The organism is Mastigocoleus testarum BC008 (assembly GCF_001456025.1).
GTDB classification, from domain to species: Bacteria; Cyanobacteriota; Cyanobacteriia; order Cyanobacteriales; family Nostocaceae; genus Mastigocoleus; species Mastigocoleus testarum.
The window spans coordinates 1-24,748 of record NZ_LMTZ01000132.1 but is presented as its reverse complement, the minus strand read 5'-3'; the positions used below and the strand labels follow the sequence as shown (position 1 = coordinate 24,748).

The window sequence follows — 24,748 nt, the reverse complement described above, 5'->3', positions numbered from 1 at the left end:
CTTTATCTCCGAATACATTATTTATTCTTCGTCAATTTTCATGTTCTGACCTAACTTAATAATACTGTAACTGATGTTTGCTGAAATAATTGCTTTGCCAACACCACAAGGTCATAATAGTAGAGATATAGATTTTGCTTCAAAGCTGACAGGTAAGAAGGGCAAAGAAACAGGAAATATTCTCAATCAAATATATAAGCACAAAAAATTCTTCTATCGCTAAGTATTTCCAGACACAAACATAGCCAGAAAATATATGGATAGAAGAATGAAATCTTGAAACTAATATGACTGAGATTAACTATTTAGTTTTATCAAAAGCCATAATTACCCCGAGTTCATATAATTTAGGTTAAATTTATGTCTCGTCATTTATCACTTGTTATTTATATTTTGTTTTATTTCAAGTGACAAATGACCAGTGGTGCACAACCATTAAAGAATTTTTTCCAAGTATTTAAAATCCCGCTGTACCTCTTTTTGTAAACTTTTATTTTTCGGGTCGGCTTTGAGAGCTTTTTTAAGATAGATTCTCGCTTTAAGTAATTTTCTTTGGGCAATTAGTTGTTTTGCCCACATTTGATAGCAAATAGCCTGCCACTGACGAACTTCTGCATCTTGTGGTAAACGCTGTACTAGAGCTTCCACTAGGGCTGTAGCCTGGGGAAAACGTCTTTGTTTTAAGAATTGCAGTAATTGTTTGTAAGTTTTCCACTTGAGTCGATTTTCAGTTTCAGAAAGGTTGGGAGGCTTTGTTCTTGACTTGTTCTTGGTTTTTACTTTTTCCTTCGTTGATACCTCTTTGCCATTAGCTTTATTTTCCGAATATATTGAGTTTGCCTGAGAAGAAGAGGTTTGCTGTTGATGTGTTTTATGTGGTGGTACCACTTTTAACAGCAACTTGTATGCTTCAGTAACGGCAATAAATTTTTCTTTTGCTCTTTTATCATTGGGGTTTGTGTCAGGATGATATCGCTGCGCCAAGCGCCGATAAGACGATTTAATCTCACTAGCGGAGGCTCCTGACCTTAAACCTAATAAACGGTAGCAGTCTACAACATCCATTGGCTGTTAGCTATCTTTACTTCGAAACGGCAATTAGCTACAAGCTTAAAACAATCAGGTGATAATCATATAGATTATTTTTTTTCTTGAAAGTTCGTAATTAACAATTATGAGTAATAAGTAATGAGTAATAAGTAACAAGTAAGAAATACTTAGTGTTGTTTGTGTACTGTAAAAGCGTGCCTTAAACTGACAACTGGTAACTGGCAACTGTTAACTGATATTACTGTTAACTAATATTAAAGCGTGCTATTAAACTCATAGAGACGCACCTTAGCACGTCTCTACATCAAACCCGAAGACCAAGAATATTTGGATTTTGGGTAAAATAATATTTACGGACGATCTTCAATTACTTTGTCAATCAAGCCGTACTTTTTTGCTTCATGAGCAGACATAAAGAAATCGCGATCCATATCTTTCTCAATCTTTTCGATCCCCTGACCGGTATTTTGAGCGTAAATACCATTGAGTTGGTGACGAATTCGCAGAATTTCTTTTGCTTCAATTTCAATATCAGTGGCTTGTCCGCGAGTTCCACCAGATGGTTGGTGAATCATAATTCGCGAATGTGGTAGCGCTAAACGCTTACCTTTGGTACCAGCAGCTAGCAAAAACGACCCCATCGAAGCGGCTAAACCAACACAAATTGTTACCACATCTGATTTAATGTGTTGCATAGTGTCGTAAATTGCCAAGCCGGAGGTAACAACACCACCGGGAGAATTGATATAAAGAGAAATATCTTTACCCGGATCTTCTGAATCTAAGTAAAGCATAATAGCGATAATTTGGTTCGCGACTTCATCATTAATGTCTCGTCCCAAGAAAATAATGCGTTCCCTTGCGAGACGATCGTAAATTTCAATCCATTGAGTGTATTGTCCTCCCGGCATCCGGTATGGAACTTTAGGAACGCCTATAGGCATTTTTGCTACTCCGTTTTTATAATAATGAATTTGGTGTTTTCGACCTGCAAGTTATTTATTTAGATCACTCCTGCTGGTAGGACGGGATCGGCAACTTCTTCTTTTTCGAAAACTTTATCGATTAAACCGTACTCCACTGCTTGATGGGGGGTCATGTAGAAAAGACGATCCATATCTTTCTCAATTTTTTCGTAGGACTGTCCGGTTGTTTCAGACAAAATATCAATCATTGTCTTCTTGTTTGCCAAAACTTCCTTTGCCCGAATTTGGATATCCGTTGCTTGTCCTTGGGCGTAACTCTTTGGTTGGTGAAGGACAATGGTCCCATGGGGCAAACTGGCGCGACAACCTTTAGTTCCTGCACCTAAAAGCATTGCTGACATCCCCATAGCCGAACCAATACAAATGGTATGAATTGGTGGCTTGGTATATCTCATTGTGTCATAAATTGCAAACGCTTCGGTTTCAAAACCCACTGGTTCGCCACTATAACTGGAAGTACCAGTAGAATTGATATAGACTTTAATTGGTTTCTCTGGATCGTCAGACTCTAAGTACAGCAATTGAGCTATTATTAGTTCCGTGACAGCAGGCACTAATGGCATGCCAAGATAAATAATTCGCTCCTTCAATAACAAAGAAGGTAGGTCTGGTGGGGGGGTACGGTTCGGATTATCCGCGTAGTAGGGGGCTTGCACAGCCTTGATGGGGGAAGTTTCCATAGCAACTGTTGCCTGAATAAATGCCGTTAACTGTAATACATACTAGCGCGACGCCAGCTTTGGTGGAGGTGTGGATTCCTGCTACTTTTAAAATTTGTTAGATTTTCTTCTTTTTTTATAGTTAAATTTGGATTGGGGAATGAGAAATTGGGGATATTAACGCGTGCTCCTGCAGGTGAATCGTAAGGATGAGAAACTAAATTCTTCTTCCAGACCCTAAGTTAGTTTCTCTTAACGACAGATTGTGAATATTATTAACGTATTTTTTACATAAAGTTTTTCCGTAGTGCTGATATCGCACTATGAAGTTATTTATGAATACGTATTGTGCCAACAATAGGAAGTTTGGGTTATGAAGGTTAGCTTGGAGCCGGTGTTGAGTGATGCGAGTTTAGATGCCAATCAGCAAAATTCTCAACGTCAGTTGGCTGTTTCTATTTCTGCTGAGCCTCAAAGTTTAGACCGTAATGTCCCCCTGAACCTATGTTTGATTCTTGACCATAGTGGTTCAATGACGGGGCGACCTTTGGAAACTGTAAAAAAAGCTGCAAATCGCTTAGTTGATCGACTCAAAGTTGGAGATCGCTTGAGTGTAATTGCTTTCGACCATCGAGCAAAAGTCCTAGTTCCAAATCAAGCAATTGAAAGTCCTGAAAAGATTAAACAGCAAATTAACCGTTTAAGTGCAGATGGCGGTACCGCAATTGATGAAGGTTTACGTTTGGGAATAGAAGAATTAGCAAAAGGAAAAAGAGAAAGTATTTCCCAGGCGTTTTTGTTAACTGATGGTGAAAACGAGCATGGCGATAATCACCGGTGTTTAAAGTTTGCTGAGCTCGCAACTAGCTACAACTTAACTTTGAATTCTTTCGGGTTTGGCGATAACTGGAACCAAGATATTTTAGAAAATATTGCTGATGCAGGGGGTGGTAGTTTATCTCATATCCAAAAACTCGACCAAGTCGAGGAAAAGTTCAACCAAATGTTTGATCGAATTCAAACTGTGGGTTTAACAAATGCTCATTTAAGATTTTCTTTAATGCCTAGGGTGCGGCTAGCCGAACTCAAACCGGTTGCGCAAGTCTGTCCGGATACAATTGAATTGCCAGTACAACCAGAAGCTGATGGTATTTTTTCTGTTCGTCTGGGAGACCTGATGAAAGATGTAGAACGGGTAGTATTGACAAATATCTACTTGGGGCAGTTTCCTGAAGGCAAAAATACTATTGCTAAGTTACAAGTAATTTATGACGATCCATCGAAAAATGAAACTGGTATAAGTTCTGATATTATTTGTATAGAAATTAATTCAACGTCCGCTTATCAGCCTGTAGTTGATTCGGAAGTACAAAAACATATTTTGGCTTTGGGCAAATACCGACAAACGCAGTTGGCAGAAACGAAACTGCAAGAAGGCGATCGCGCTGGTGCTGCAACTTTACTACAAACTGCAGCTAAAACTGCTTTACAAATGGGAGATACCGGGGCAGCTACTGTTTTACAAACATCTGCAACTCGCTTGCAAGCAGGAAAAGAATTGTCTGAATCTGATCGCAAGAAAACTAGAATTGTCTCAAAAACAACGTTACAAGATTCATAGTTTCAGTAACTATAACTTCAGAATCCATAACTTTAGGATTCATGAATTTAAGACTGGTAGCCTTAGGGCCAAGCAAGGGATTGGTTGTAGTACCGATCCCATTATTTTAGGTAATTTGAGATTTATAGCAACGAAAACCTCGTTTAGGACATCGTAATTTTGGTTTAAAGGGAACAGGGAACAGAAAAATGTCCTAAAAATTGTGGCAATTGGGATATAAAATAACTAGCCCGTGAGCAAAGGCTTAGGTATTATCACTCTTAACAATGTATTTTTTGTAGAGCTATATTCTAAGCATGTTTGGCTCTGTTCTATTCACTTATCTTTGAATTTGTAATTATTTATCGTCTTTCAACATCGTGGATACCATGCAATATCGGTAACACGGACATCAATGACTCTTACAAATTTAACGTTCCAAAATTTAAACACCCATTTTTATTGACTTAGAGGAAAAGGATTTATTTATGCTGCGTCGTCTTTTATTCGCTTCTGCATTAATTTTGGTAAGTACAACAGCGTTCACTTCTGAAGCCAAAGCTCAAACTGCTACTACAGGTACTGTGGAATTCAGTGGAGTAGTTGGTGGTGCTTGCACTTTTAGCGATCCTGTTGCTGGTATTCTTGTACCCAACACAACAGGCGATGCTTTAGGTAGTGATTCTAGTAATCCTGAGTATTCTGAAGGCTCTGAGGCTACGATTGATATTAACTGTACTACTGGTGCAACTTTGAGTATTGCCGAACCAGTTGCTACTGGCGATCCACTCACCGGTGCTACTTTGTCCGCAAATGCTACAAGTAGTAATTTAGGTCTGGATTTTGCTTCTGATGGTAGTGGTGCGAAAAATACTATTGCTAGTGGTGAGCAAGATACAATTAGAGTAAATATGTCGGCGAGTAATGGTGCTAATCTGGATCCTGGTACTTACAGTTATGAAGTAGTTATTACTGCCACTCCTTAAGCTTAGAAAAAATAGCAGTCTTGTGTCCATCCGAGTCTGAATCCTTTGGATGGAACAATAACTGCAATTATAGGAAAATATAAATTTTATTTCAGGAATGCTACCATATAACGTTCCTGAAATTTGGTTTTTGCGTATTAAAAAAACTTTGGTTTTTGTGATTTCAAAAACTAAATTCTGTGTTAAGAATAAACGGAAAGTTATGCATAAATATCTAAGAATTAAGCGAAATGGTAAGTCGTTTATTACTAATTTCGGTTTTGACACTAGCAGTTAATTTCGTAGAATCTCACATTGCATTAGCTGAAAATTTTACTTCGCATTTATGCAGTTTTAGTGAGAAAAATTCTGGTACTTTAGTTCCTGAGACTGGAATGCATTCCACTAGACTCGTGAGTTTCGAAACAGCTGGTGGTTCCCCAACAGAAATCTCTATCACCTGTAAGCAAGCTGTAAATTTCAGTGTATTAAAGCCAATTCAGCTTGCTGGTCCTGCAATTGAACCGACATCTACCTTTGTCAGGGTGGAAACATCTTCTGGAAAATCAATCAGTTCCGATGAAATTTCTACTCTCTCTTTACCAATGGGAACAACTACTTTGCTGTTTAACTTAGCAATCGATGGAGGAAAGCCTCTTCCAGCAGGAAATTATAGATATGGTTTTAAGTTTAATGTTGTCAGTTCTGAATAAATATGATTTGCAATAAGATTCTAGAAAATAAAATTTTAGGAAATAAGATTATAGACAAGCAAAAATTAGGTAATAAGGGCAATAAACTCTTTGTTCAAGTCATTACTTCTGTTTGTCTATCTGCTTTAACTGTATTTCCTAACCTCGCTAAAGCTCAAGTCGGAGTTTCGCCGTTAATAATACAAAGTGAAGCCCGACGGGGACAAGCTCAAGGAATGATTACAATTAAGAATACTGGCAATACTCGTAAACGAGTACGTCTATATGCTCAACCTTTTACCTATAGTCGTGACGCCGGTTTTCAAATATTGAAATCTAGTCCGAACGATCTCACCCCATATCTGCAATTTTCACCTCGAGAATTAACTATTCCACCAAATACGCGACGTCGAGTGCGTTTATATACTCGCATGCCTCCAAATTTACCTGACAGAGAATTAAGGGCTGTGGTCTTTAATGAAACACTGAAACAGACTAAAGATGGTGATGGAAATAATGTTGCGTTAAAAACCCGAATTGGGGTCACTGTATTTGTTGCTAATGGAGATATTGCATCAGAATTAAAGATAGATAAAGCTGGCTTCAATCGCAAGAAAGAGCAAATTCAACTTTTGGTTAGTAACAAAGGTAATGAGACTGTTAGACCCAAAATACGTTGGAAATTAAGTCACGGAAAGACTACAATTCACGCTGACGAAACAAGAAAAAATTTTGTAATTGCACAAAGCGATCGCAATATATTGTTAAATTTTCCTGCTAAAAAACAACTCGCTCCTGGTATTTATCAACTAAGTGGAAACTTGGAATGGAAAGAAGATGAAGATGTTCGGAAGCTACCCTTCAATGTAAATGTTACTATTCCGACTTCAGATGCAGTTAAATAAATCTATGATTTAACAATAAGCAATTAAATAATATTATTGTTAGTCTCAGTGTATTTTCGGGAAAGCTATTGATGTAGAGGAGGCATTGCATGGCAATGTCTCCTAATTTATGAAAAATTTTACTTACAAAAAATAAGTATACTGTGAAATATAGGTTATATCGTTTTGGTTATTACTTAATTACTTTTCTACTCCTGAAATATTATTTGTTTTATTTACCAGTTAGGGCTAATGCTTTAATTGTTAATGTCAAAAAATCATCTATACAGACTTTAGTCCAATTACTTAAAGAATCAAAGAGGAACTCAAAAAATCGCTCCGATTCTGTTCGCGATCAATATCAAAAAAAAACTTTGGTGCAAAGACTTAAAGACACCAAAAAAACTCCTGTAGCAAAAATAAATCTATCAGAAATAAGGGAACAAAAGGAAGAACTACTGAGTAATATAACTTGGGTGCAATTGCTTAAGGATTTCCAAGAAATGAATGTATTCCCCGTCGGTATAAATGTAGGGGTACGCAATGGTAATCGCAGTATTTTGATCCGGGGAGCGGAGGATGGGGAAAAAGCTGTTAACTTTAATAATTGGTTGATTCCCTATGATGCTGTTGTCGATGTATTGAATATAGATATTACAACTTTGTCCGACGGTCAGTTGGAAGCGCGTTCTCCTGGAGTTGTGATTCGAATCGATCCGAAAAAACTTACTAGCGATAAAGAGTTAGGACTCGTATTTTCTATTGGACAGATAAGAAGACTGTTTGGAGTTGATGCAGAATTTGATATTAATGAATATGCAATTATTTTAGAAGTACCTTGGAAAAATGGTTCTCGACGTGGAGTTACAGACCAAGAAGTTCCTATAATTTTTGATGGTTTACCGAGTTTCAAAGCAAAAAATTTTAATCTGACAGCGATCGAACAAAGAATAGACGCAAGCGGTAGGGGTAATACTTCGACATCATTGCGAGGAGATTTCCTTGCTGTGGGTAGCGCTTTTGGTGGTTCGTGGTTTGTGCGTACTGACCAAAGAGATTTAGAAAATCAAAGCAGTTGGAGAATTTCTGAAGCGCAGTTTTTACATCAAACAGATAAAGTAGATTACTTTCTTGGTTCTCAGTCAACTTTTTGGGATACCAGAAGTGGAAATAGGTATTGGGGTTTTACCTATATTCAAAGACAGGGTTTCACACCACTAAAGCCTTTTGGTGGAGGTTTTTCATCACCTCGTCAACGTCTGCAAGCGGATGAAATTGGACGTACTATAACTGGTGAAGCAGAACCAGGAACTTTAGTTCAGTTGGTTAGAGGTGTAAGTAATATTATTGCTGAAATATTGGTGGATTCTTCTGGTATTTACCGTTTTGAGAATATTAAGACAAAAGGTAATTCCTTCAATAAACTCCGCGTTTTTTTGTATCCCCAGGGACGATTAACAGCTCGACCAGAAATTCGGAATGCAAGCTATTCAAGCTTACCAGGACAAATTCCCGTAGGTGCTTCTGCTTGGGTATTCTCTGGTGGTTGGGATAGAGAATTTGCGGAAAACAGTTTTTTGGGATTTGGCGAACTTACTGATTTTAGTGGTGCAGTCGCTAGACGTTGGGGCGTTTCTGACAATTTTACGGTTGGTTTGGGTGGAGTATACGACAATTCAGCTAAAGGTTTAGCAGAAATTTTTTATCTTCCCGATGGTTTCCCCTTAAAAGTTGCGATTTCGGCTTTGATGGGTAATGAAGCTGATATAGTTTCTGACATTCGCTTTAATCCCTCTCGTAACTTATATGCAAGCTTCACTAGCGATCGCTTATCCAATCGTTTTAATGTAAATTGGCGCTTGGGAAGAGGTTTGAGTTTATTTGCAAATACTTCCAGCCAGAGTGGAACTGCTTCTGGCGTACAACTAAATTTTAGCGGCAAACATTTCTATACATTTGCCCGTGCAAGCATAGATACAGAAAATCGGTTTCGTTGGAATTGGTTACAACGTTTAGGTAATCTCAAATTAACCCAACGTGGAAATGAAATTGGTACTTTCTCAGAATTGACCTACAACTTATCAAATAACAGCAGTTTTTTAAATACCGGTAATTCTTTTTTATTAAATTACGAAACCCGCAGTCGCAATCGCAATGATAATTTGTTAACTCTAGGATGGCAATATCGTTCTCAAGAACGTGCTAGGGATGGTAATTACCGTTGGGAAGGACGATTGGGCTATGGTATTGGCTCCCAGGGTAATGGTTTAATCGCATCGTTAGGTACCACCGTATTACCAGGAATTATGTTACGGGCTCGATATGAAGGAGTGTCTTTAACCTCAGATACATCTAGTTTTAAAATTGATTTAGTTTCCAGTTTAAATTTGCAAGGTGGTCTCAGCCCAGGGGATCGGCGCTCTAGAGACTTACGTACTCAGGGTGGTCTGTTAGTGAGACCATTTTTTGACAAAAATAATAATGGAAAGCGGGACAAAGGAGAAAAAATATATACTGAAACATCAGAATTATTACTTGCTGTAAATAATCGTCCCCTTAAAACCTTACGACCACAAATTAGTAGCGATCGCATTAGTATACGTTTAGTTCCAGGTAGTTACAGATTGGATTTAGATCCTGCAGGTTATCCTTTAGATTGGCAATCAGAAAAAAATGCTTTCGCGGTTGATGTGGTTGCAGGTAGTTATACGTCTGTGAATTTACCCTTAGTTCGTTCCTATAGTCGGTCGGGTATAGTCACAAATCAAACAGGTGAACCTGTCGCAGGAGTTAGAGTAGAAGTGATCGCAACTAGAGATCCTAACAAACGCAAATTTTCTGTTACTAATACTGCTGGAGTTTATTATCTGGAAAGATTACAACAAGGTGAATATAAATTATTGGTCGACGATCAACTTGTAGACACTCTTAAAATTGAAAAATCCTCAGAACCATTCCAAGAACTTAATTTACAGATATAGAAAATATTTGTCAGTTATTAGTTAACAGTTAACAGTTATCAGGAGCAAAATATTGGTTAGTTTCTGGAAGTTTTTCTGACATACCTAATTGCTTGTCGCCTATTGCTTATCACTAATCCCCAATAACGATTATGATAACCTATTTGCAATCAGCAATAATAAGGGTATTTTAAATGACAAAGCTGCAGATTGGGTTATTGTTTGGCGGTTGTTCTGGAGAACATGAAGTTTCAATAGTTTCTGCAAGAGCAATAAATGCGGCTTTAAATGCAGAACGAAATACTGATAAGTACGAAATATTGCCATTTTACATTCAAAAAAATGGTGTTTGGCAAGGAAATGAAATTGCAAATCAGATTTTAGTTTCAGGTCAAGCCTTAGAAAAGCCGAACGCAACAAATATTAATACAAAATCCAGTTTGTGGGAATTTCCACCCCAAGCCTCAGAAGTAGATGTCTGGTTTCCCGTTCTCCATGGTCCCAATGGTGAGGATGGTACGATTCAAGGCTTACTAACTTTAATGCAAGTTCCTTTTGTTGGTTCTGGAGTTTTAGGCTCGGCTGTAGGAATGGATAAAATTGCGATGAAAACAGCTTTCGCTCAAGCTGGACTCCCACAGGTTAAGTATATGACCTTAACGCGATCGCAAATTTGGTCTAATCCCTGTGTGTTTCCTAAACTCTGCGATGAAATTGAAAATTATTTAAACTATCCCTGCTTTGTTAAACCTGCAAATCTTGGTTCTTCGGTGGGGATCGCAAAGGTGCGATCGCGTCAAGAACTAGAAACAGCTCTCGACAACGCTGCTAGTTACGACCGTCGAGTGATTGTTGAAGCAGGTGTTGTTGCTCGGGAAGTAGAATGTGCTGTTCTAGGTAACGATAACCCTAAAGTCTCTGCAATCGGAGAAATATCTTTTGAAAGTGATTTTTACGACTACGAAACAAAATACACTCAAGGCAAAGCAGACTTATCGATCCCAGCAGCACTTCCAGACACAATCAGCAATCAAATCCGGGAAATGGCAATTAAAGCATTTGCAACCGTTGATGCTTCTGGTTTAGCGAGAGTTGATTTTTTCTATGTCGAAAGCACCGGTGAAGTATTAATTAATGAAATTAATACCTTCCCAGGATTTACTGATACCAGTATGTATCCTAGACTATGGGGATATAGCGGCATACCCTTTCCTGAATTAGTAGATAAATTGATTGAATTGGCACTGGAAAGACATAAAACCCCGGAAATAGAAGCATTGATAAATTAAATCTGTAAAAAAACACCTAATTACCCCAAAATTATGTTTTTTTGAGATAATTATTGAAATATTGCGATCTAATTATCTCAGAAAAATTATTGAATCTGCAATTTAAGTACGGATACGTATTTATCGCCTACTCGATTAAAATTACAATTTAGAGGGGCTTATAAATAGTACAAATCTGAAAATAATTATGGAAAACACTCAGAATGTACAGAATCAATCATCCCAAGTACAAACACCCAAACCCGAACAGAAAACAGCTAAATTCAAACTAATTTCTTCTGGGAATATTCTGATACAGACATTTGTTAAATATCATTGGCTGTTTTTAATTGGATTTCTAGGAGTATTCATCGGTGGTGCTACTATCTCTTTATACAGTTTGACCCATGTTGAACTACTAAAAAGTGAACAAGTAGATAGAGTTACAGTTGAATTAGAAGAATCAATTAAACCAACACGCCAAGAAGTTAATCCGGTTCCTTTATGGATGGTAGCAGCAATTGCTTTTAGCTGTGCGAGTGGATGTTTGTTGTTATGTCGATGGCTTAATGGTCCAGTTAAACCCAAACAATATATAAGATCGAAGGTTCGCGATCGCAAACCTGCAGCAAAACCCCATGAATCTGTTGCACAAAATAATTCTTCCATAAAGAAGAAGAAAAGAAAATTTGTGCGATCGCCGCAGACAGAAATACCGCAAACTAACCCATATCGCAATCGTGCTACCCAAATATCATCAATGAAGCGGGTACCGAGTCAGAAGAAACCCATTGCAGCTATTCTTCCACCACAGTCAAAAAGTGTTTTTCCTAAAACCCAGGGACTTAACACTAAGCAATCCTTAGCCAACCAAGTAGACTTACGCAAAGAGAATTCTTTGTTAAATTTTCTACAAAAAAGTAATCTTTCAGCAAAATAAAGTCTTGCACCTTGAAAGTTTTTTACTTCAAAAGGTCGCAAAATAATTAAATAAGGGGGTTTTCCTTAGCTGATTTTTCTATATCTACTAGGGAATATCGGGGGTTCTATTTGTTTAAAATAGTTTGTTTTAATGGTTTTGTTTTTTAATAATTGTGTTTACAGTGCTACGCAATTAGGTCAGGATATTGATGGGCCCTGTTTGTCCTACGGACACGCGCTTAACCTGCGGCGTCGTCGGAGGAGCTGAGCACTCTAGCTTAGCTGGGCTACTACGGAGCCGCTACCTACGGATCCGCTAACGTCGTAGACGCGCTAAAAGCTGTGAGTCGTAAACATTTGCTCGCCCGTAGGGGGCGGTCTGTTTTAACTTTTGTTAGCAAAGCAAAGCTATTTTGACTTTTCCGTATCTAGCTCAATCCAATTGGATTTATTGTAAGTGGTTCAATTTCCGGGTGGTACCACTGATGCTGATGTCTTTCGGCAACAAAAGGTATAATAAAAAACTGTAAAGGATTACCTTTTTTGACGTTTATTCTAATTCCAGAATAGGGACGTCTTTTATCAGAACCCTGACCGCTACGACCAATAAACCGTTGACCAATAGCAACTTTACGAACTTCTGTTCCAGATTCTGTGAAAAAAGTTTCGGTCAGTTCTGCTCCTTCCTCACGTTGACGACGCAAGCTAAACCCACTACCACCACAAACAATCCAATTGAGATTGGAATCAGCGTGACCAGTATCTAGGGTCTGAAGGTGTTCAAAACAGTGAGCGTGACCGTTAAGAATTAAGTCTACTATTGGACTTTGTGAGGGTAAGCAACCAAGTTTTTCAACCACATTATCTAAGACTTTACGCAAACGATGACGAACAGCCAAAGTTTGTGCTTGTCCCCATTTTGTTGCTTCTGTAACATAGGGTGGATGGTGAAAGTAAATGATTCGTCCCCGGACTGCTCGATCTTCCCAAGATTTAATTAATCTTTCCTCTAACCAATGAAGTTGTTCGAAGTCGATGATTTTACTTTTATTGTGATTGAGTTGTTTGTCGAGATCCATTTTGATCTCATCTAATTGCTCTAACTTAGCATTGAGATCGTCAATTTTTTCGGCTTCCTCCGGAATGTAACCCTTAAGTATGCTGATGGTTGCAATGATTTGCTGTTGTTCTTGTTCTACTTTTAATCTCTCTGTAGCTAAAAGTCTACGCTCATCATGTTCTGATTGGCTGTGAATCTCATTCACATTAGCCGGTGTTAAAGGTTCGTTAAAAGTACTGGAATCAAGGGCAAAAAAATCAATTCCCCTATAGCGGAAAGTATAATAACGGTTAGGCAAACGGGTAAATTCGCCCGGTACATAGCGCAAACACCTACCGAAATCAGTTTTACCAGTATAATGGGAATTTAAATGATATTCTAATTTTTCCTGAGAATTAAATCGTTTTAAGTAGTCGATAAAAGCCCGTGCGTAAGCATCCCCCTTATAGGAACTATTCCAACTCAAATCTAAATCTTTATAGCCAAAAAACCGACGTAAAGGGAGAGTGGCTCCAGCTAACAAACGATAAAAAAGCGGCACTTCATAATAGTCATGATTGCCGGGAACTGGTAAAAAGGGTTGATTAAAAGTCATATTATCGTAGGAAATGTGTTCGTAGTTCTCACCACCTACTAAAAATTCCCGGTAAGGCTTAATAAAGTTCTCTGGGTAATAATCGCGAGAACCTACCAGGTACATTACGTCCCCGGTATGTAAAACAAAACTACATTCATCCCGATGGGGAAGCATCAATTCAGCTATTTTCCTCTGGGGATTATGAGTTCGGTGCGGTCCAGAACCACTATCACCAATTACTAAAAACGAAAATTCCTCGCTTTCTTCTTTCCCGTCATCAATAACCATACTGGTTTGGTCAATTGAGCGAGAGACAATGCTCGGGTGCGACCAACGCACCCGTTCTTTCATCTTTTGAATTTTTACTGCAATTGAAGGTTCTGTGATAACTTTCATTTTGTTTCGGTTGATGTGTATTCGGCTAATCTCTCTGGCTAATCTTTTAGCTAATACTTTTGACTAATATCTATTCTGTTGCAGTATGTTTACTTGATATACAAATGATGCGTGACTGAAAAGTTCCAGAAATTATTTCCAGAAATTAGTTCCAGAAATTATAATTTACCAATCGCGGGCCGACTCTTAACCATGATTGTACCTGAGTATTATTAAGTTTTGTCAATTTAACGATAACCAGCAGCTTGCAGATGAAACAACTTTGCATATAGTCCTTGTAGCTGCAATAATTCTTCATGAGTTCCTTCTTCGATAATTTCTCCAAACTCAATGACCAAAATTTTGTCAGCCATCCGCACAGTAGAGAAACGATGGGAAATTAAAAACACCATCTGACTTTTAGTGCTAGTGCGAAAGTGATTAAAAATCTCAAACTCTGCTTGGGGATCCATGGCTGAGGTCGGTTCATCTAAAACTAAAATTTCAGCTTTACTGCGCATAAAAGCTCGAGAAAGGGCTATTTTTTGCCACTGACCACCAGAAAGTTCTTGTCCTCCTTTGAACCAACGACCTAACTGGGTACGAAAACCTTGGGGTAAATTTTTAATAAAAGGTCGCGCCATTCCCATTTCCGCAGCTACTTCCCAACGGCTTGAATCTTCAAGATTCTCCACTTCACCGACGCCAATATTTTCGCCAACTGTAAATTGATAGCGGACAAAATTTTGGAAAATCACACTGATGCGTTGTCGCAGTACCTCCACATCCCATTCTTGTAAGTCCAAACCATCCAGTAAAATTCTGCCGGACTCGGGATTATATAGTCGAGTTAATAGTTTAATTAGAGTAGTCTTTCCGGAACCATTTTCACCCACAATAGCTAGTTTTTCCCCCGGTTGGAGATGAAAGGAGATATTTTTTAAAGCCGGTTTAGAGCTACCTGGATAGGAAAAGGATACATTTTCAAAACGAATTCCATCTCCCGGATAGATTCCCTTAGTTGCTTCTCCTCTGGATTGGGGGACTTTCTCTTCTAAGAATTCATAGAGGTTAGATAAATATAAGTTATCCTCGTACATTCCTCCAATTGAGGTGAGTGCTTCCGAAAAAGTTCTTTGTCCTTGACGAAAAACGGTCAGATACATCGTCATTTCTCCGAGAGAAATTCGATTAGCAACTGTTTCGATAACTATCCAACCATAAGCCAGATATAGGGCTCCGGTACTGAGTAAACTCAATAAGTATCCCCACAAACCCCGTCGTAAAGTTAAGTTTTTGTCTTCGCCATAAATTTGGTGAAATATGTTGTGATAACGTCCAAGCAACATTTCTCCTAATTTATAAAGTTTTACTTCCTTGGCAAAATCTTCTCTAGCGACTAAAGTTTCTAAATAACGCTGTTGGCGAGTTTCTGGAGCGCGCCAACGAAATAGTCGAAAAGCTTGTCCTGCAAATTTAGTTTCGGCGATAAAAGCTGGGATGGCTGCTAAAACTAAGATGAAAACAGCCCAAAGCGAAAAGCTGACTAGCAAAGCACCATAAGTTAAAAGGGAAAGAGCACTTTGCACCAAACCAAAAGTACGATTGACTAACGATAATGGGCGAGTAGAGGCTTCTCTTCTCGCATTGCTCATTTTATCGTAGAATTCTGAATCTTCAAACTGCGCCAACTCCAGTGTCAATGCTTTTTCTAAAATCAATACATTTACTCTCTGTGCAAGTAATACTCGCAATAAAGATTGACAAACTGTAAGTCCTCGTTGACTCGCTGCAAGTAAAGCTATGGCGATCGCCTCTAAACCCACATAAATCAAAGGATGATAAAGACTGTTAGAAATACCACTGTTAAAAGTACCAACATTTCGAGCTTGGACTACAGCATCTACAATTAACTTACCGATGTAAGCAACTGCTGCAGGCAAAAGACCTGCGATTAAAGTCAAAGCAGCAATTGAAATAGTTAAAGTACGATTAGTCGTCCAAACTAAACCTATGGCTCGCCCGCTGTAGCGAAAAACTGCCAACAATTGGCGGAGGGCGTTAATTTTTCTGCGAATGCTCATACATTAATTATACCCGAACTATACTCATTCGAAGTATTAACCCAGGCACAAAAAAATTATCAGTTAGAAATTTAACTTATTAATTAAAACTATAATTTTACTTACTATTGGGAGCGAAAATATATCGAAAATATATATTCTCCGACCGTATTCAAAAATCTTCTTACAAAACGAGTTTAAAAATTGACCGACTGCGTTGGAAGGAGGAGGGAAGAGGGGGTAGAGAGGGGGAGTTTAATTAATGAGGACGTTGCACGAAACTAAATAACAAGCTTCCCACACTCCCCATCAATTCAAAGTTTGTTCATGCACGCTACGTGCGGATGAGTCTTAACGAGCGTGCCATTCGATACAAGCCCATTAATTTATTAACGGAGTCCCTTCTTCCTCCCTACTCCTTCCTTCGTTAAGTAGCGATACTACGTCATTGAATTTGAGTTGACGAATTTACCTTATGAATTCACCTATGCACCGACTACTACACCACCATTAGGATGTAACACTTGTCCTGCGAAGTAGGAAGAATCTTCCGATGCTAAGAATACAAAGCTTGTAGCAACTTCAACAGGCTGACCGGGACGCTTCATCGGAACTTGTTTCCCGAACCCTTCAACTTTTTCGCTGGGAAAAGCATCGGGAATAAAGGGAGTCCAAATCGGTCCAGGGGCTACAGCGTTAACGCGGATACCTTTTTCTAGTAATGATTGGGACAAGGAACGGGTAAAGGCAAGGATCGCACCTTTAGTTGTAGAGTAACTAAGTAAAGGTGCGTTACCTTTGTATGCGTTGATAGAAGTAGTATTAATAATTGAGCTACCTTCTTTAAGATGGGGAATTGCAGCTTTGCACAAATAAAACATTGAGAAAATATTGGTACTGAAAATACTATTCAAACTTCTCGAATCAATATTTTCTAGAGTTTCGGGATTTTCTAAACGTTGTTCGGCTGCATTGTTAACGAGAATATCTAGTTGTCCTAACTGTTCGATAGTTTTTTCTACTACTTGCTGACAAAAATGCTCGTCACTAATATCTCCAGGAATTAGTAAGCATTTTCGTCCTTCTTGCTCGACTAACTCCTTGGTCTTTTGCGCGTCTCCGTGTTCGTCGAGATAAGAAATGGCTATGTTTGCACCTTCTTTTGCATAAAGTACTGCAACAGACCTACCGATACCACTGTCACCTCCAGTAATGAGAGCTACTTTACCCTCTAATTTGTTACTACCGACGTAACTTTCCCGGTCGTACTGGGGTTTGGGATTCATTTCTGATTCTAATGCAGGTTGTCTATCCTGAGATTGAGCAGGAATTTGATCTGCAGAAATTGCCATGTCAGTTCTCCTTGTACTTGTCTGTTATGAATTTTTATTGCTAATACTAGACAAAATAAAATTCAGCGATATCAGTTTATCTAAACACTGAATATACAGTTTAGAAAATTGTGTTTAGCTACTGCTAACTTATTAAAAAAAAACAAATAATAAATGTATCGAAAGCAGGGTTTAAATTGCTCCCATGGTCATAGATTCAAGGATTATAACTAAAGATATCACCTATTTATAACTAAAGATGGTTAGGTAAATGGATCGATTCGAACTAACCTTATTCTAAGCAAATTGTCTAATGAATATTTTTGGAGTTAAACGGCAAATGGAATTTCACGTACCTACTCTCAAGAGTCAAGAAGCTAGCGATAATTTAAAGCAAACTATTCTGACTTCTGAACCAAATGCTAATGTAAACATTGATTTAGATTCTCAAAAAGTGACCATAGAATCTAAGGCTTCTGCCGAGACTTTTAAGCAACTAATAGTTGCATCAGGACATAAAATTAATTAAATTTGAGCTTGATTATCTTTCCAGTAATGATAGCAAGTTCGCTAATTATTTTTAACGATGCAAGAGTCAAATACTATGCAAATCCCTCCAGAAATTACTTATCGCAATATTACTAAAACCGAAGCTATTGATTCTCTAATAAGAGAAAAAATTGCAAAGTTAGAAAAATTTTGCAATTACATGAATAGCTGTCACGTAGTGGTTGAAAAAGCTCACGAGAATCCAGAAAGTGGGTCTCCTCACAGGATCAGTATTGATATTACAATCCCCCACGGACGTGAAATAGCGGTAGGTTATAACCCTGACAAAGGTAAACAGTATCCGCCCCTAGAAGCAGTAATTCGAGATGCTTTTGAAGCAGCGCGTCGTCAATTGGTTGGACTCACCACAGAGCAACAAGGGGAAGTGAAAACACATCCCGAACAGGAAATGGGCGCTGTTATCACTAAATTATTTTCCGAACAAGGTTATGGTTTTCTTAAAGAAATCAGTACCGGTAAGGAAGTCTATTTTCACCGCAATAGTGTTACCAATCAGAGCTTTGAGCAATTAGAAGTTGGTAATGGGGTCAGATTTAAGGAAACGGAAGGAGAAATGGGTCCTCAAGCCACTACCGTCCAAGTAGTTGACAAACAGAGTTCTCCTAGGATTGAATCAGTACCATCAGCTGCAGAGAAGCCATTGGGTTGGAATTGATAATTATTAATATTAACAGTGGTTAGGTGACACTCTGGAAAAGAGTCTGAGAGCCATAAATTACTCGTCAATAAATCTTTACACTTTCTCCTGTTCCCTCCTTGGGAAAATTTTCATTCTTAGGCCAAGGTATTCTAAACCCAACACATAAAAGTCTCTGCAATCGTTTCCTGTGTGAAACTTAGCTGATATGGGTGACTGACTCCAAAAAACCTCACCAGGGTCTTTATTTAATTGAACTGTTTACAGGATACGCAAAATAGTTGTCTTGCGATCGTAGTGCAAAACTATTGGCAGTAAAGAGTAAGCAGTTTTTGAAAGTATTTTTGTAATTACGCTAGCATTATTTATGAGTTTATTTGCGAAAGAAGAATTAAATAGTTTATTTAACTTAACAGATAGATTCTGTGTATCTATCTATATGCCTACACATAAGGCAGGAAAAGAGACTAGGCAAAACCCTATACGTTTCAAAAACTTATTAGATCGAGCTGAATCGAAGTTAGTAGCTGCTGGTTTAAGTACAACAGAAACGGGCGAACTTCTGCAAGAAGCCAAAACAATGATAGATGATTATGATTTTTGGCAGCATCAAGAATTAGGCTTGGCTTATTTTATATCTCAAAGTCAAACGCGTTACTATCTTTTACCTCATAGTTTTACAGAATTGGTAGAAGTAAGCGATCGCTTTTACTTTAAACCTTTACTCCCGCTAATGGCTGCAGATAATGAGTTTTACTTGTTAGCCTTGGCTCAAAACCAAATTCGTCTATTTCAAGCAAGTCATTACAACATTCAAGAACTAGCTTTACCTGAAGATGTCCCTTCTAGTTTAGCTGAGGCTTTAAGTTACGACGATCCTGAAAAGCAACTTCAGTATCATAGTGTCGGAAAGGGTGCAGCTAAAAGCGTCGCTTCTCAATCCAATCCGATTTATCACGGACAAGGAGTAGGAACGACCGATAATAAAACTGAAATCTTACGTTACTTCCAGCAGATAGATCGCGGTTTACACTCTTTGCTACAGGGAAAACAGGTTCCATTAGTCCTCGCAGGTGTAGAGTATTTGCTTCCTATTTACCAAGAAGCTAATTCCTATCCTCATTTGTATAGCCAAGGTGTAACGGGGAACCCGGAAAATCTTTCTTCAGAAGAACTACATCAGCAGGCTTTACAAGTTATTCAACCGCATTTCCAAGAAGCCAGACAACAGGCGATCGCACAATATCAAGAATTACTAAGTACCAAACAAGCTAGTGCAGATGTAAAACAAATCATTCCTGCAGCTATTAATGGTCAAGTAGATACTTTGTTTATTCCCAATAACCTCCAGTGCTGGGGTCGATTCGAGCCAGAAACTAATTCGATTGAAATTGATGACAGTTCCACTAAAGAAAATTTTGATTTATTAGATTTTGCAGCCACGAATACTTTTTTACAGGGTGGGATGGTTTACTGCATGTCTGCAGAGGAAATGCCAGATTCTGAATCTGTTGCTGCAATCTTCCGCTATCCCGTCTACGCTAACTCGTCGTCAGTATAAAATTAGATCGTAGAAAGATTCTGTTGTAGGGTGACGATTCGGTAAACCCACTGCTGAGAGTGAAAGCACGGGCAAATAAAATATCTAGCTCGTGCAAAAGCGTACAGTGAAGGTAAGAGTAAGGTTAAAAATTTTGACTGTTTTCTTATATTTGTTAATGCTCAGAAAATATTAAGCTACCTAAGACAATGGTCATTTGATAGCAGGTACTGCGTAAATTTGAAGCGATAAACAGTGAGTATAGTTGGGAAGAGGAGGCTTTTATGTTTTTTTCGTTGCGTTGGTCGTTCAAGAATATTTACTTACTAGCTTTTGGACTAACTATTGTAACAGTTAGTCCAGTATTACTTTCCGAACCTAGTGTTGCTCAGCTAAAAAATAGAAACTCGGAATCAATTTTGAGTCAGTCGCAGTTTTCATCTACTGTATTTTCTGACGTTCCGGCGAGTTTTTGGGCTAGTCCTTTTATTCGGGCTTTAGTACAGAGACAAATTATAACTGGCTTTCCGGATGGTACATTTAAGCCTGAAAGACCAGTTGAGCGTGCTGAATTTGCAGCAATGCTGGAAAAAGCTTTTAATCAAAATCCAGTCCGACAGTTAAGTACCCAAGGATTTTCAGATGTTCCAGCTGATTATTGGGCAGCTTCAGCAATTAAGGAAGCCTATGAAACCGGATTTATGTTGGGCTATCCGGGAAATGTGTTTCAACCAAATCAAGAAATTCCTAAAGTTCAAGCCATTGTCGCTTTAAGCAATGGTTTAAGGTTAACTGCGGCGAAACCTGTAACTGAAACCTTAAACACTTACTACACAGATGTGTTTGCCATCCCTACCTATGCACAAAGTAGTGTTGCAGCAGCTACAGAAGCCAGTATGGTTGTCAACTATCCAGATGCAAAAACACTTAATCCTACAGAAAATTTAACTCGTGCCGAAGCCGCAGCCCTAATATATCAAGCTTTAGTTAATCAGGGACAAGCACAACCATTAGCAGCTAATCTCCCCGCAGCAAGCTATATCGTTGCTGGGACTCCCGGTCCTACTCAAGCTAAAAACGATATCGTATCTATAGCTTCCTCTAGTGATTCCTTTTCTACTTTAACTTCTTTACTGCAATCGGCAAATCTAGCAGATATTCTTCAACAGCCAGGACCTTACACAGTTTTCGCACCCACCGACGCCGCCTTTGCTGCCTTACCTCCAGAAACTTTACAAGAATTGCAGCAGCCAGAGAATAAAGAATTGCTGGTGAAAATTTTAAGATATCACGTAGTTCCCGGAAGGTTGAGTGCGGATCAAATTTCAGCGGGAGAACTGCAAACCCTTGAAGGTCAACCGGTTAATATTCAAGTCGATTCTAGCAAGAACCAAATCGCGGTCAACGCCACAAATGTTATCCAGGCTGATATCGATGCTAGTAACGGTGTCATCCACGCAGTTAACCAAGTTTTAATTCCACCCGATTTTGATGGAACTCAAAAGTCAGAAACTGAAACTAAAACTGAAACTGCAGACAGTAATGGAGCAGATCTCGAACCCGGTCGTGCGACCCGTGGTGGTTCTAGCTACATTGGAGTTGGTGGTAATATTGGCCTAGGTGGTGAAACTGCATTAGGTGAAGGCAGCTTTGCAGCGATTAGTAAAATAGGACTGACACGTCGCTTCTCTGCACGACCATCAGTCATAATTGATGATGACCCCGTGATTTTATTACCTCTAACCTTTGATTTTTCTCCACGTACGACACCTTCAGTAGCAGGAAGGTCGTTTAATGTTTCTCCCTACTTAGGTGCTGGCGTAGCTATTGAGACAAGTGACGATGCAGATGTCGGTTTCTTACTTACGGGCGGTATAGACGTACCTTTAGGCGATCGCTTCACTGTTAATGGTAGTGCTAACGCAGCTTTCTTAGATGATGATACAGATGTTGGGTTACTTTTAGGAATCGGCTATAACTTCTAGATTAAGTAGGTGCAGGGTTAGAATTCAGGGGTAAGTTAACAGTTAACGCTTCATCCTGGCAACTTATTTAACCGTTTTCTGCGGACGCTATGCACGGATGAAGCAAAGACACTTAAGATACCAATAAAACTAAATAATTGTTTTTTATAAGAGCAAAAAGATTATGTTTGAAGATGAATTACAACGTGCAGTTGGGACCTTTCCAACTTATGAAGAAGCACAAAGAGCGCTTTATGAATTAAGAGAGGCTGACTTTAATATGGATAAAATTTCTATAGTTGGTCAGCATACTGAAAGTTACAAACAGGCAGGTGATATAGTTCCGGATAAATCAAACGCAGAACTAACTAAAGGAGCAGCTAAGACAGGAGCAAGTACAGGAGGAGTTACAGGCGGATTGGTTGGTTTGTTAGGTAGTTTGGGGGTATTAGCAATTCCCGGTATTGGTCCAATCGCAGAAGTAGGAGTAATACTTGCTAATACTCTGATCGGTAGTGGTATTGGTGCTGCTAGTGGTGGCTTAGTTGGCGCTTTGGTTGGTTGGGGAATTCCCGAAGATAGAGCTAAGTACTACGACGAACTACTTTCTCGAGGAAGTTATGTGGTACTAGTTGAAGGGACTCAAGCGGAAGTTAAGAAAGCGGAAATGATTTTGAGACCCCAAGGAATTATAGATTGGGAAATGTATAATATACCGCTAACCCAAGATATTAAAAATCGTACACTCATTTAGTCAGGATTTGCCCCATTGTCACAATTATCATGTTTGGTGTGCGACGCCAAGAGCTTTATTTCCCCTTGCAAATTAATCGAAGTGTCACATACTCTACGAGAAAAAATGTACTAGCGGCATAAGTTCTATTAGTTTTACTTTTAAAAGTTTGACTCTTGAACCTTCAAAATATCCTAATCAATAATCTCCCAAGCTTCTCACCGTAGGGAGATTATTACTATGAAAGAAAATTTCCTTGACGCCAGGTACAGGGAGCAAGCATAACTTTTGACTTATAAAAAATAAAATTCTACGGAGAGATGGGAAATTATGGTAGATGTTTATATTTTAAATCTATTAGCGATCGGTCTGCTGTTACTATTTGCGACCTTAGGCTCTGGTTTTATTTCTCGGCGTTTACCTCTTTCTTATGCAATTATCTACCTGGCTGTCGGAATTATTATTGGTCCCTACGGTTTTAATTTAATTCAGTTACGTCAAACTGAAGTATTTAGTATAAATTTGCTAGAGCGACTTACTGAATTTGTAGTTATAGTATCTGTATTTGGCTGTGGCTTAAAAATTATTCGTCCTTTTAAGTTAGCTGCTTGGGATATAACTATAAGACTAATTGGAATTGTCATGCCAATTTCAATTTTTGCTCTAGCTGCTGTTGCTAAATTTGCTATTAATTTAGATTGGGGGTCTGCTATTTTACTTGGAGCCATCTTATCACCGACGGATCCAGTTTTAGCTTCAGAAGTACAATTAAAAGACACCAAAGATGAAAATGAATTACGTTTTGGTTTAACTTCTGAGGGTGGACTAAATGATGCTTTGGCTTTCCCTTTTGTTTATTTTGGAATTTACGCTTCGAAAGATAGTAATTGGAATAATTGGTTGCACTCTTGGGTTGGTATTGATGTAATTTGGGCAATTATTGCTGGTATTGTTACGGGATTTATAGTGTCTAAAGTGATTGTTTGGTTGGATCGAAAAATTCAGCAATATCATCCTATTGATGATTTAATGGAAGATTTTATTGCACTTAGTACAATTTTATTAACTTACTCAATAACTGAGGTCGTCAATGGTTATGGTTTTTTAGCTGTATTTGTAGCTGGATTGGTATTACAACGTAGCTATAAATCTTCAGAAAAACCGCTAGCACAGTTGCAATTTATCGAAAGAGTAGAAAAACTATTAGAAGTCGGAACGATTGTAATTTTGGGTTCAATATTATTGTTTCAACCAATTATGGATTATGCTTTCGGCTCGCTAGTAGTTAGCGTATCATTACTTTTTATAATTAGACCTCTAAGTGTTTGGATTAGCACTATCGGTAAACGCTTTGTTTATCCACAACGCAAGAATTTTCAACCCGTAAATCGCTTGCTATTTAGTTGGTTTGGAATTCGCGGAATTGGTTCTTTATATTACCTTTCTTATGCTTTGGGTCATGGGGTAGAAGGTGAACCAGCACAGCAAATATCTTGGATAACTTACACTACCGTCATTGCTTCCATTACACTCCATGGTATTACTGCTACACCATTAATGAACTGGTATAACAAGCATCATGCCGATCGTCCGGAAGTTAATTCACCTACTAAAGCAGATAATAAGTAAATTCAAGTAATTAAAATATTCGGTAATGTTATATATTTGCTTCCATTCATACTCGTTAATATATTTTCCTCTTTGATTTGAGAAAATATTTTGTTTTTTAGATGCAAGTAAACTGAATCGGTAGTTTGAAATCAATCGTTTTAAATCGGCAATTTTAAAATTAATAAATAAAGAAATTTATCAATCGCGGGTGATTTAAGTAGGGCTTGCTGAATAAATACAAAAAGGTGATGGTTAATACATTATCAGACCCAAGGAATATATTCAGATGCAAGAAAACAGTC

20 protein-coding genes are annotated in these 24,748 nt (G+C 38.4%); 14 read left to right on the top strand and 6 right to left on the bottom strand.

From position 1 onward, the window contains the following. The first annotated feature begins 73 nt into the window (after positions 1–73). A complete protein-coding gene (locus BC008_RS49935) occupies positions 74–223 on the top strand; it encodes a hypothetical protein (RefSeq protein ID WP_161938199.1) in 150 nt (49 codons plus the stop codon). A 212-nt stretch (positions 224–435) separates the two neighbouring features. On the opposite strand, the gene BC008_RS34985 is transcribed toward BC008_RS49935, so the two are convergent. The 3 genes from BC008_RS34985 to BC008_RS34975 all read right to left on the bottom strand — a co-directional run bounded on the left by BC008_RS34985 (position 436) and on the right by BC008_RS34975 (position 2,716). Continuing rightward, positions 436–1,065 (bottom strand): J domain-containing protein, encoded by a 630-nt coding sequence (locus tag BC008_RS34985; protein WP_027842609.1) that lies wholly within the window; start codon positions 1,063–1,065, stop codon positions 436–438. A gap of 335 nt (positions 1,066–1,400) precedes the next feature. Then, a complete protein-coding gene (locus BC008_RS34980) occupies positions 1,401–1,994 on the bottom strand; it encodes an ATP-dependent Clp protease proteolytic subunit (RefSeq protein WP_027842608.1) in 594 nt (197 codons plus the stop codon). A gap of 59 nt (positions 1,995–2,053) precedes the next feature. Continuing rightward, positions 2,054–2,716, bottom strand: a complete 663-nt coding sequence (locus BC008_RS34975) for an ATP-dependent Clp protease proteolytic subunit (RefSeq protein WP_027842607.1) — start codon at positions 2,714–2,716, stop codon at positions 2,054–2,056. A 352-nt stretch (positions 2,717–3,068) separates the two neighbouring features. Between BC008_RS34975 and BC008_RS34970 the strand changes: the two genes are divergently transcribed. The 7 genes from BC008_RS34970 (at position 3,069) to BC008_RS34940 (ending at position 12,004) form a co-directional block, all read left to right on the top strand. Continuing rightward, positions 3,069–4,316, top strand: coding sequence for a vWA domain-containing protein (locus BC008_RS34970; RefSeq protein ID WP_027842606.1), 1,248 nt, complete (start codon positions 3,069–3,071; stop codon positions 4,314–4,316). A 467-nt stretch (positions 4,317–4,783) separates the two neighbouring features. After that, the gene (locus tag BC008_RS34965) at positions 4,784–5,281 is read left to right on the top strand and encodes a hypothetical protein (protein ID WP_027842605.1); all 498 of its coding nucleotides are present in this window, start codon (positions 4,784–4,786) and stop codon (positions 5,279–5,281) included. A 230-nt stretch (positions 5,282–5,511) separates the two neighbouring features. Then, complete coding sequence (locus BC008_RS34960) at positions 5,512–5,973, top strand: hypothetical protein (RefSeq protein ID WP_058184314.1); 462 nt, start codon at positions 5,512–5,514, stop codon at positions 5,971–5,973. A gap of 2 nt (positions 5,974–5,975) precedes the next feature. Then, positions 5,976–6,857 carry a fimbrial biogenesis chaperone gene (locus BC008_RS34955; protein ID WP_235595988.1) on the top strand — a complete coding sequence of 294 codons (882 nt, stop codon included), beginning with the start codon at positions 5,976–5,978 and terminating at the stop codon, positions 6,855–6,857. 143 nt (positions 6,858–7,000) lie between these two features. Beyond that, positions 7,001–9,817 (top strand): carboxypeptidase-like regulatory domain-containing protein, encoded by a 2,817-nt coding sequence (locus BC008_RS34950; RefSeq protein WP_058184312.1) that lies wholly within the window; start codon positions 7,001–7,003, stop codon positions 9,815–9,817. Between the two features lie 173 nt (positions 9,818–9,990). Beyond that, positions 9,991–11,085, top strand: coding sequence for a D-alanine--D-alanine ligase family protein (locus tag BC008_RS34945; protein WP_027842603.1), 1,095 nt, complete (start codon positions 9,991–9,993; stop codon positions 11,083–11,085). A gap of 187 nt (positions 11,086–11,272) precedes the next feature. Next, positions 11,273–12,004, top strand: a complete 732-nt coding sequence (locus BC008_RS34940) for a hypothetical protein (protein ID WP_027842602.1) — start codon at positions 11,273–11,275, stop codon at positions 12,002–12,004. Positions 12,005–12,413: 409 nt separating this feature from the next. On the opposite strand, the gene BC008_RS34935 is transcribed toward BC008_RS34940, so the two are convergent. From BC008_RS34935 to BC008_RS34925, 3 genes are all read right to left on the bottom strand, one after another. Next, positions 12,414–14,018, bottom strand: coding sequence for a metallophosphoesterase family protein (locus BC008_RS34935; protein WP_027842601.1), 1,605 nt, complete (start codon positions 14,016–14,018; stop codon positions 12,414–12,416). Between the two features lie 227 nt (positions 14,019–14,245). Further along, entirely contained in the window at positions 14,246–16,081 is a 1,836-nt protein-coding gene (locus tag BC008_RS34930; protein ID WP_027842600.1) for an ABC transporter ATP-binding protein, read from the bottom strand. A gap of 464 nt (positions 16,082–16,545) precedes the next feature. After that, positions 16,546–17,412 (bottom strand): SDR family oxidoreductase, encoded by an 867-nt coding sequence (locus BC008_RS34925; protein ID WP_027842599.1) that lies wholly within the window; start codon positions 17,410–17,412, stop codon positions 16,546–16,548. Between the two features lie 292 nt (positions 17,413–17,704). On the opposite strand from BC008_RS34925, the gene BC008_RS34920 reads away from it, so the two are divergent. The 6 genes from BC008_RS34920 (at position 17,705) to BC008_RS34895 (ending at position 24,464) form a co-directional block, all read left to right on the top strand. Beyond that, positions 17,705–17,920, top strand: coding sequence for a copper chaperone (locus BC008_RS34920; protein WP_201026207.1), 216 nt, complete (start codon positions 17,705–17,707; stop codon positions 17,918–17,920). Positions 17,921–17,977: 57 nt separating this feature from the next. Continuing rightward, positions 17,978–18,616: an HPF/RaiA family ribosome-associated protein gene (locus tag BC008_RS34915; RefSeq protein ID WP_235595987.1), complete on the top strand. Its 639-nt coding sequence runs from the start codon at positions 17,978–17,980 to the stop codon at positions 18,614–18,616. A gap of 421 nt (positions 18,617–19,037) precedes the next feature. Further along, positions 19,038–20,159 carry a baeRF7 domain-containing protein gene (locus BC008_RS34910; protein ID WP_235595986.1) on the top strand — a complete coding sequence of 374 codons (1,122 nt, stop codon included), beginning with the start codon at positions 19,038–19,040 and terminating at the stop codon, positions 20,157–20,159. Positions 20,160–20,422: 263 nt separating this feature from the next. Continuing rightward, positions 20,423–22,123, top strand: coding sequence for a fasciclin domain-containing protein (locus BC008_RS34905; RefSeq protein WP_027842595.1), 1,701 nt, complete (start codon positions 20,423–20,425; stop codon positions 22,121–22,123). A 163-nt stretch (positions 22,124–22,286) separates the two neighbouring features. Then, positions 22,287–22,856, top strand: coding sequence for a general stress protein (locus BC008_RS34900; protein WP_027842594.1), 570 nt, complete (start codon positions 22,287–22,289; stop codon positions 22,854–22,856). Positions 22,857–23,165: 309 nt separating this feature from the next. Further along, positions 23,166–24,464 carry a cation:proton antiporter gene (locus BC008_RS34895; protein ID WP_027842593.1) on the top strand — a complete coding sequence of 433 codons (1,299 nt, stop codon included), beginning with the start codon at positions 23,166–23,168 and terminating at the stop codon, positions 24,462–24,464. The last annotated feature ends 284 nt before the right edge of the window (positions 24,465–24,748 follow it).

Excerpts from the sequence above, each read along its gene's own strand:
- BC008_RS49935 (WP_161938199.1), top strand. The coding sequence starts at position 74 with ATGTTTGCTGAAATAATTGCTTTGCCAACACCACAAGGTCATAATAGT.
- BC008_RS34985 (WP_027842609.1), bottom strand. The coding sequence starts at position 1,065 with ATGGATGTTGTAGACTGCTACCGTTTATTAGGTTTAAGGTCAGGAGCC.
- BC008_RS34980 (WP_027842608.1), bottom strand. The coding sequence starts at position 1,994 with ATGCCTATAGGCGTTCCTAAAGTTCCATACCGGATGCCGGGAGGACAA.
- BC008_RS34975 (WP_027842607.1), bottom strand. The coding sequence starts at position 2,716 with ATGGAAACTTCCCCCATCAAGGCTGTGCAAGCCCCCTACTACGCGGAT.
- BC008_RS34970 (WP_027842606.1), top strand. The coding sequence starts at position 3,069 with ATGAAGGTTAGCTTGGAGCCGGTGTTGAGTGATGCGAGTTTAGATGCC.
- BC008_RS34965 (WP_027842605.1), top strand. The coding sequence starts at position 4,784 with ATGCTGCGTCGTCTTTTATTCGCTTCTGCATTAATTTTGGTAAGTACA.
- BC008_RS34960 (WP_058184314.1), top strand. The coding sequence starts at position 5,512 with ATGGTAAGTCGTTTATTACTAATTTCGGTTTTGACACTAGCAGTTAAT.
- BC008_RS34955 (WP_235595988.1), top strand. The coding sequence starts at position 5,976 with ATGATTTGCAATAAGATTCTAGAAAATAAAATTTTAGGAAATAAGATT.
- BC008_RS34945 (WP_027842603.1), top strand. The coding sequence starts at position 9,991 with ATGACAAAGCTGCAGATTGGGTTATTGTTTGGCGGTTGTTCTGGAGAA.
- BC008_RS34940 (WP_027842602.1), top strand. The coding sequence starts at position 11,273 with ATGGAAAACACTCAGAATGTACAGAATCAATCATCCCAAGTACAAACA.
- BC008_RS34935 (WP_027842601.1), bottom strand. The coding sequence starts at position 14,018 with ATGAAAGTTATCACAGAACCTTCAATTGCAGTAAAAATTCAAAAGATG.
- BC008_RS34930 (WP_027842600.1), bottom strand. The coding sequence starts at position 16,081 with ATGAGCATTCGCAGAAAAATTAACGCCCTCCGCCAATTGTTGGCAGTT.
- BC008_RS34925 (WP_027842599.1), bottom strand. The coding sequence starts at position 17,412 with ATGGCAATTTCTGCAGATCAAATTCCTGCTCAATCTCAGGATAGACAA.
- BC008_RS34920 (WP_201026207.1), top strand. The coding sequence starts at position 17,705 with ATGAATATTTTTGGAGTTAAACGGCAAATGGAATTTCACGTACCTACT.
- BC008_RS34915 (WP_235595987.1), top strand. The coding sequence starts at position 17,978 with ATGCAAGAGTCAAATACTATGCAAATCCCTCCAGAAATTACTTATCGC.
- BC008_RS34910 (WP_235595986.1), top strand. The coding sequence starts at position 19,038 with ATGCCTACACATAAGGCAGGAAAAGAGACTAGGCAAAACCCTATACGT.
- BC008_RS34905 (WP_027842595.1), top strand. The coding sequence starts at position 20,423 with ATGTTTTTTTCGTTGCGTTGGTCGTTCAAGAATATTTACTTACTAGCT.
- BC008_RS34900 (WP_027842594.1), top strand. The coding sequence starts at position 22,287 with ATGTTTGAAGATGAATTACAACGTGCAGTTGGGACCTTTCCAACTTAT.
- BC008_RS34895 (WP_027842593.1), top strand. The coding sequence starts at position 23,166 with ATGGTAGATGTTTATATTTTAAATCTATTAGCGATCGGTCTGCTGTTA.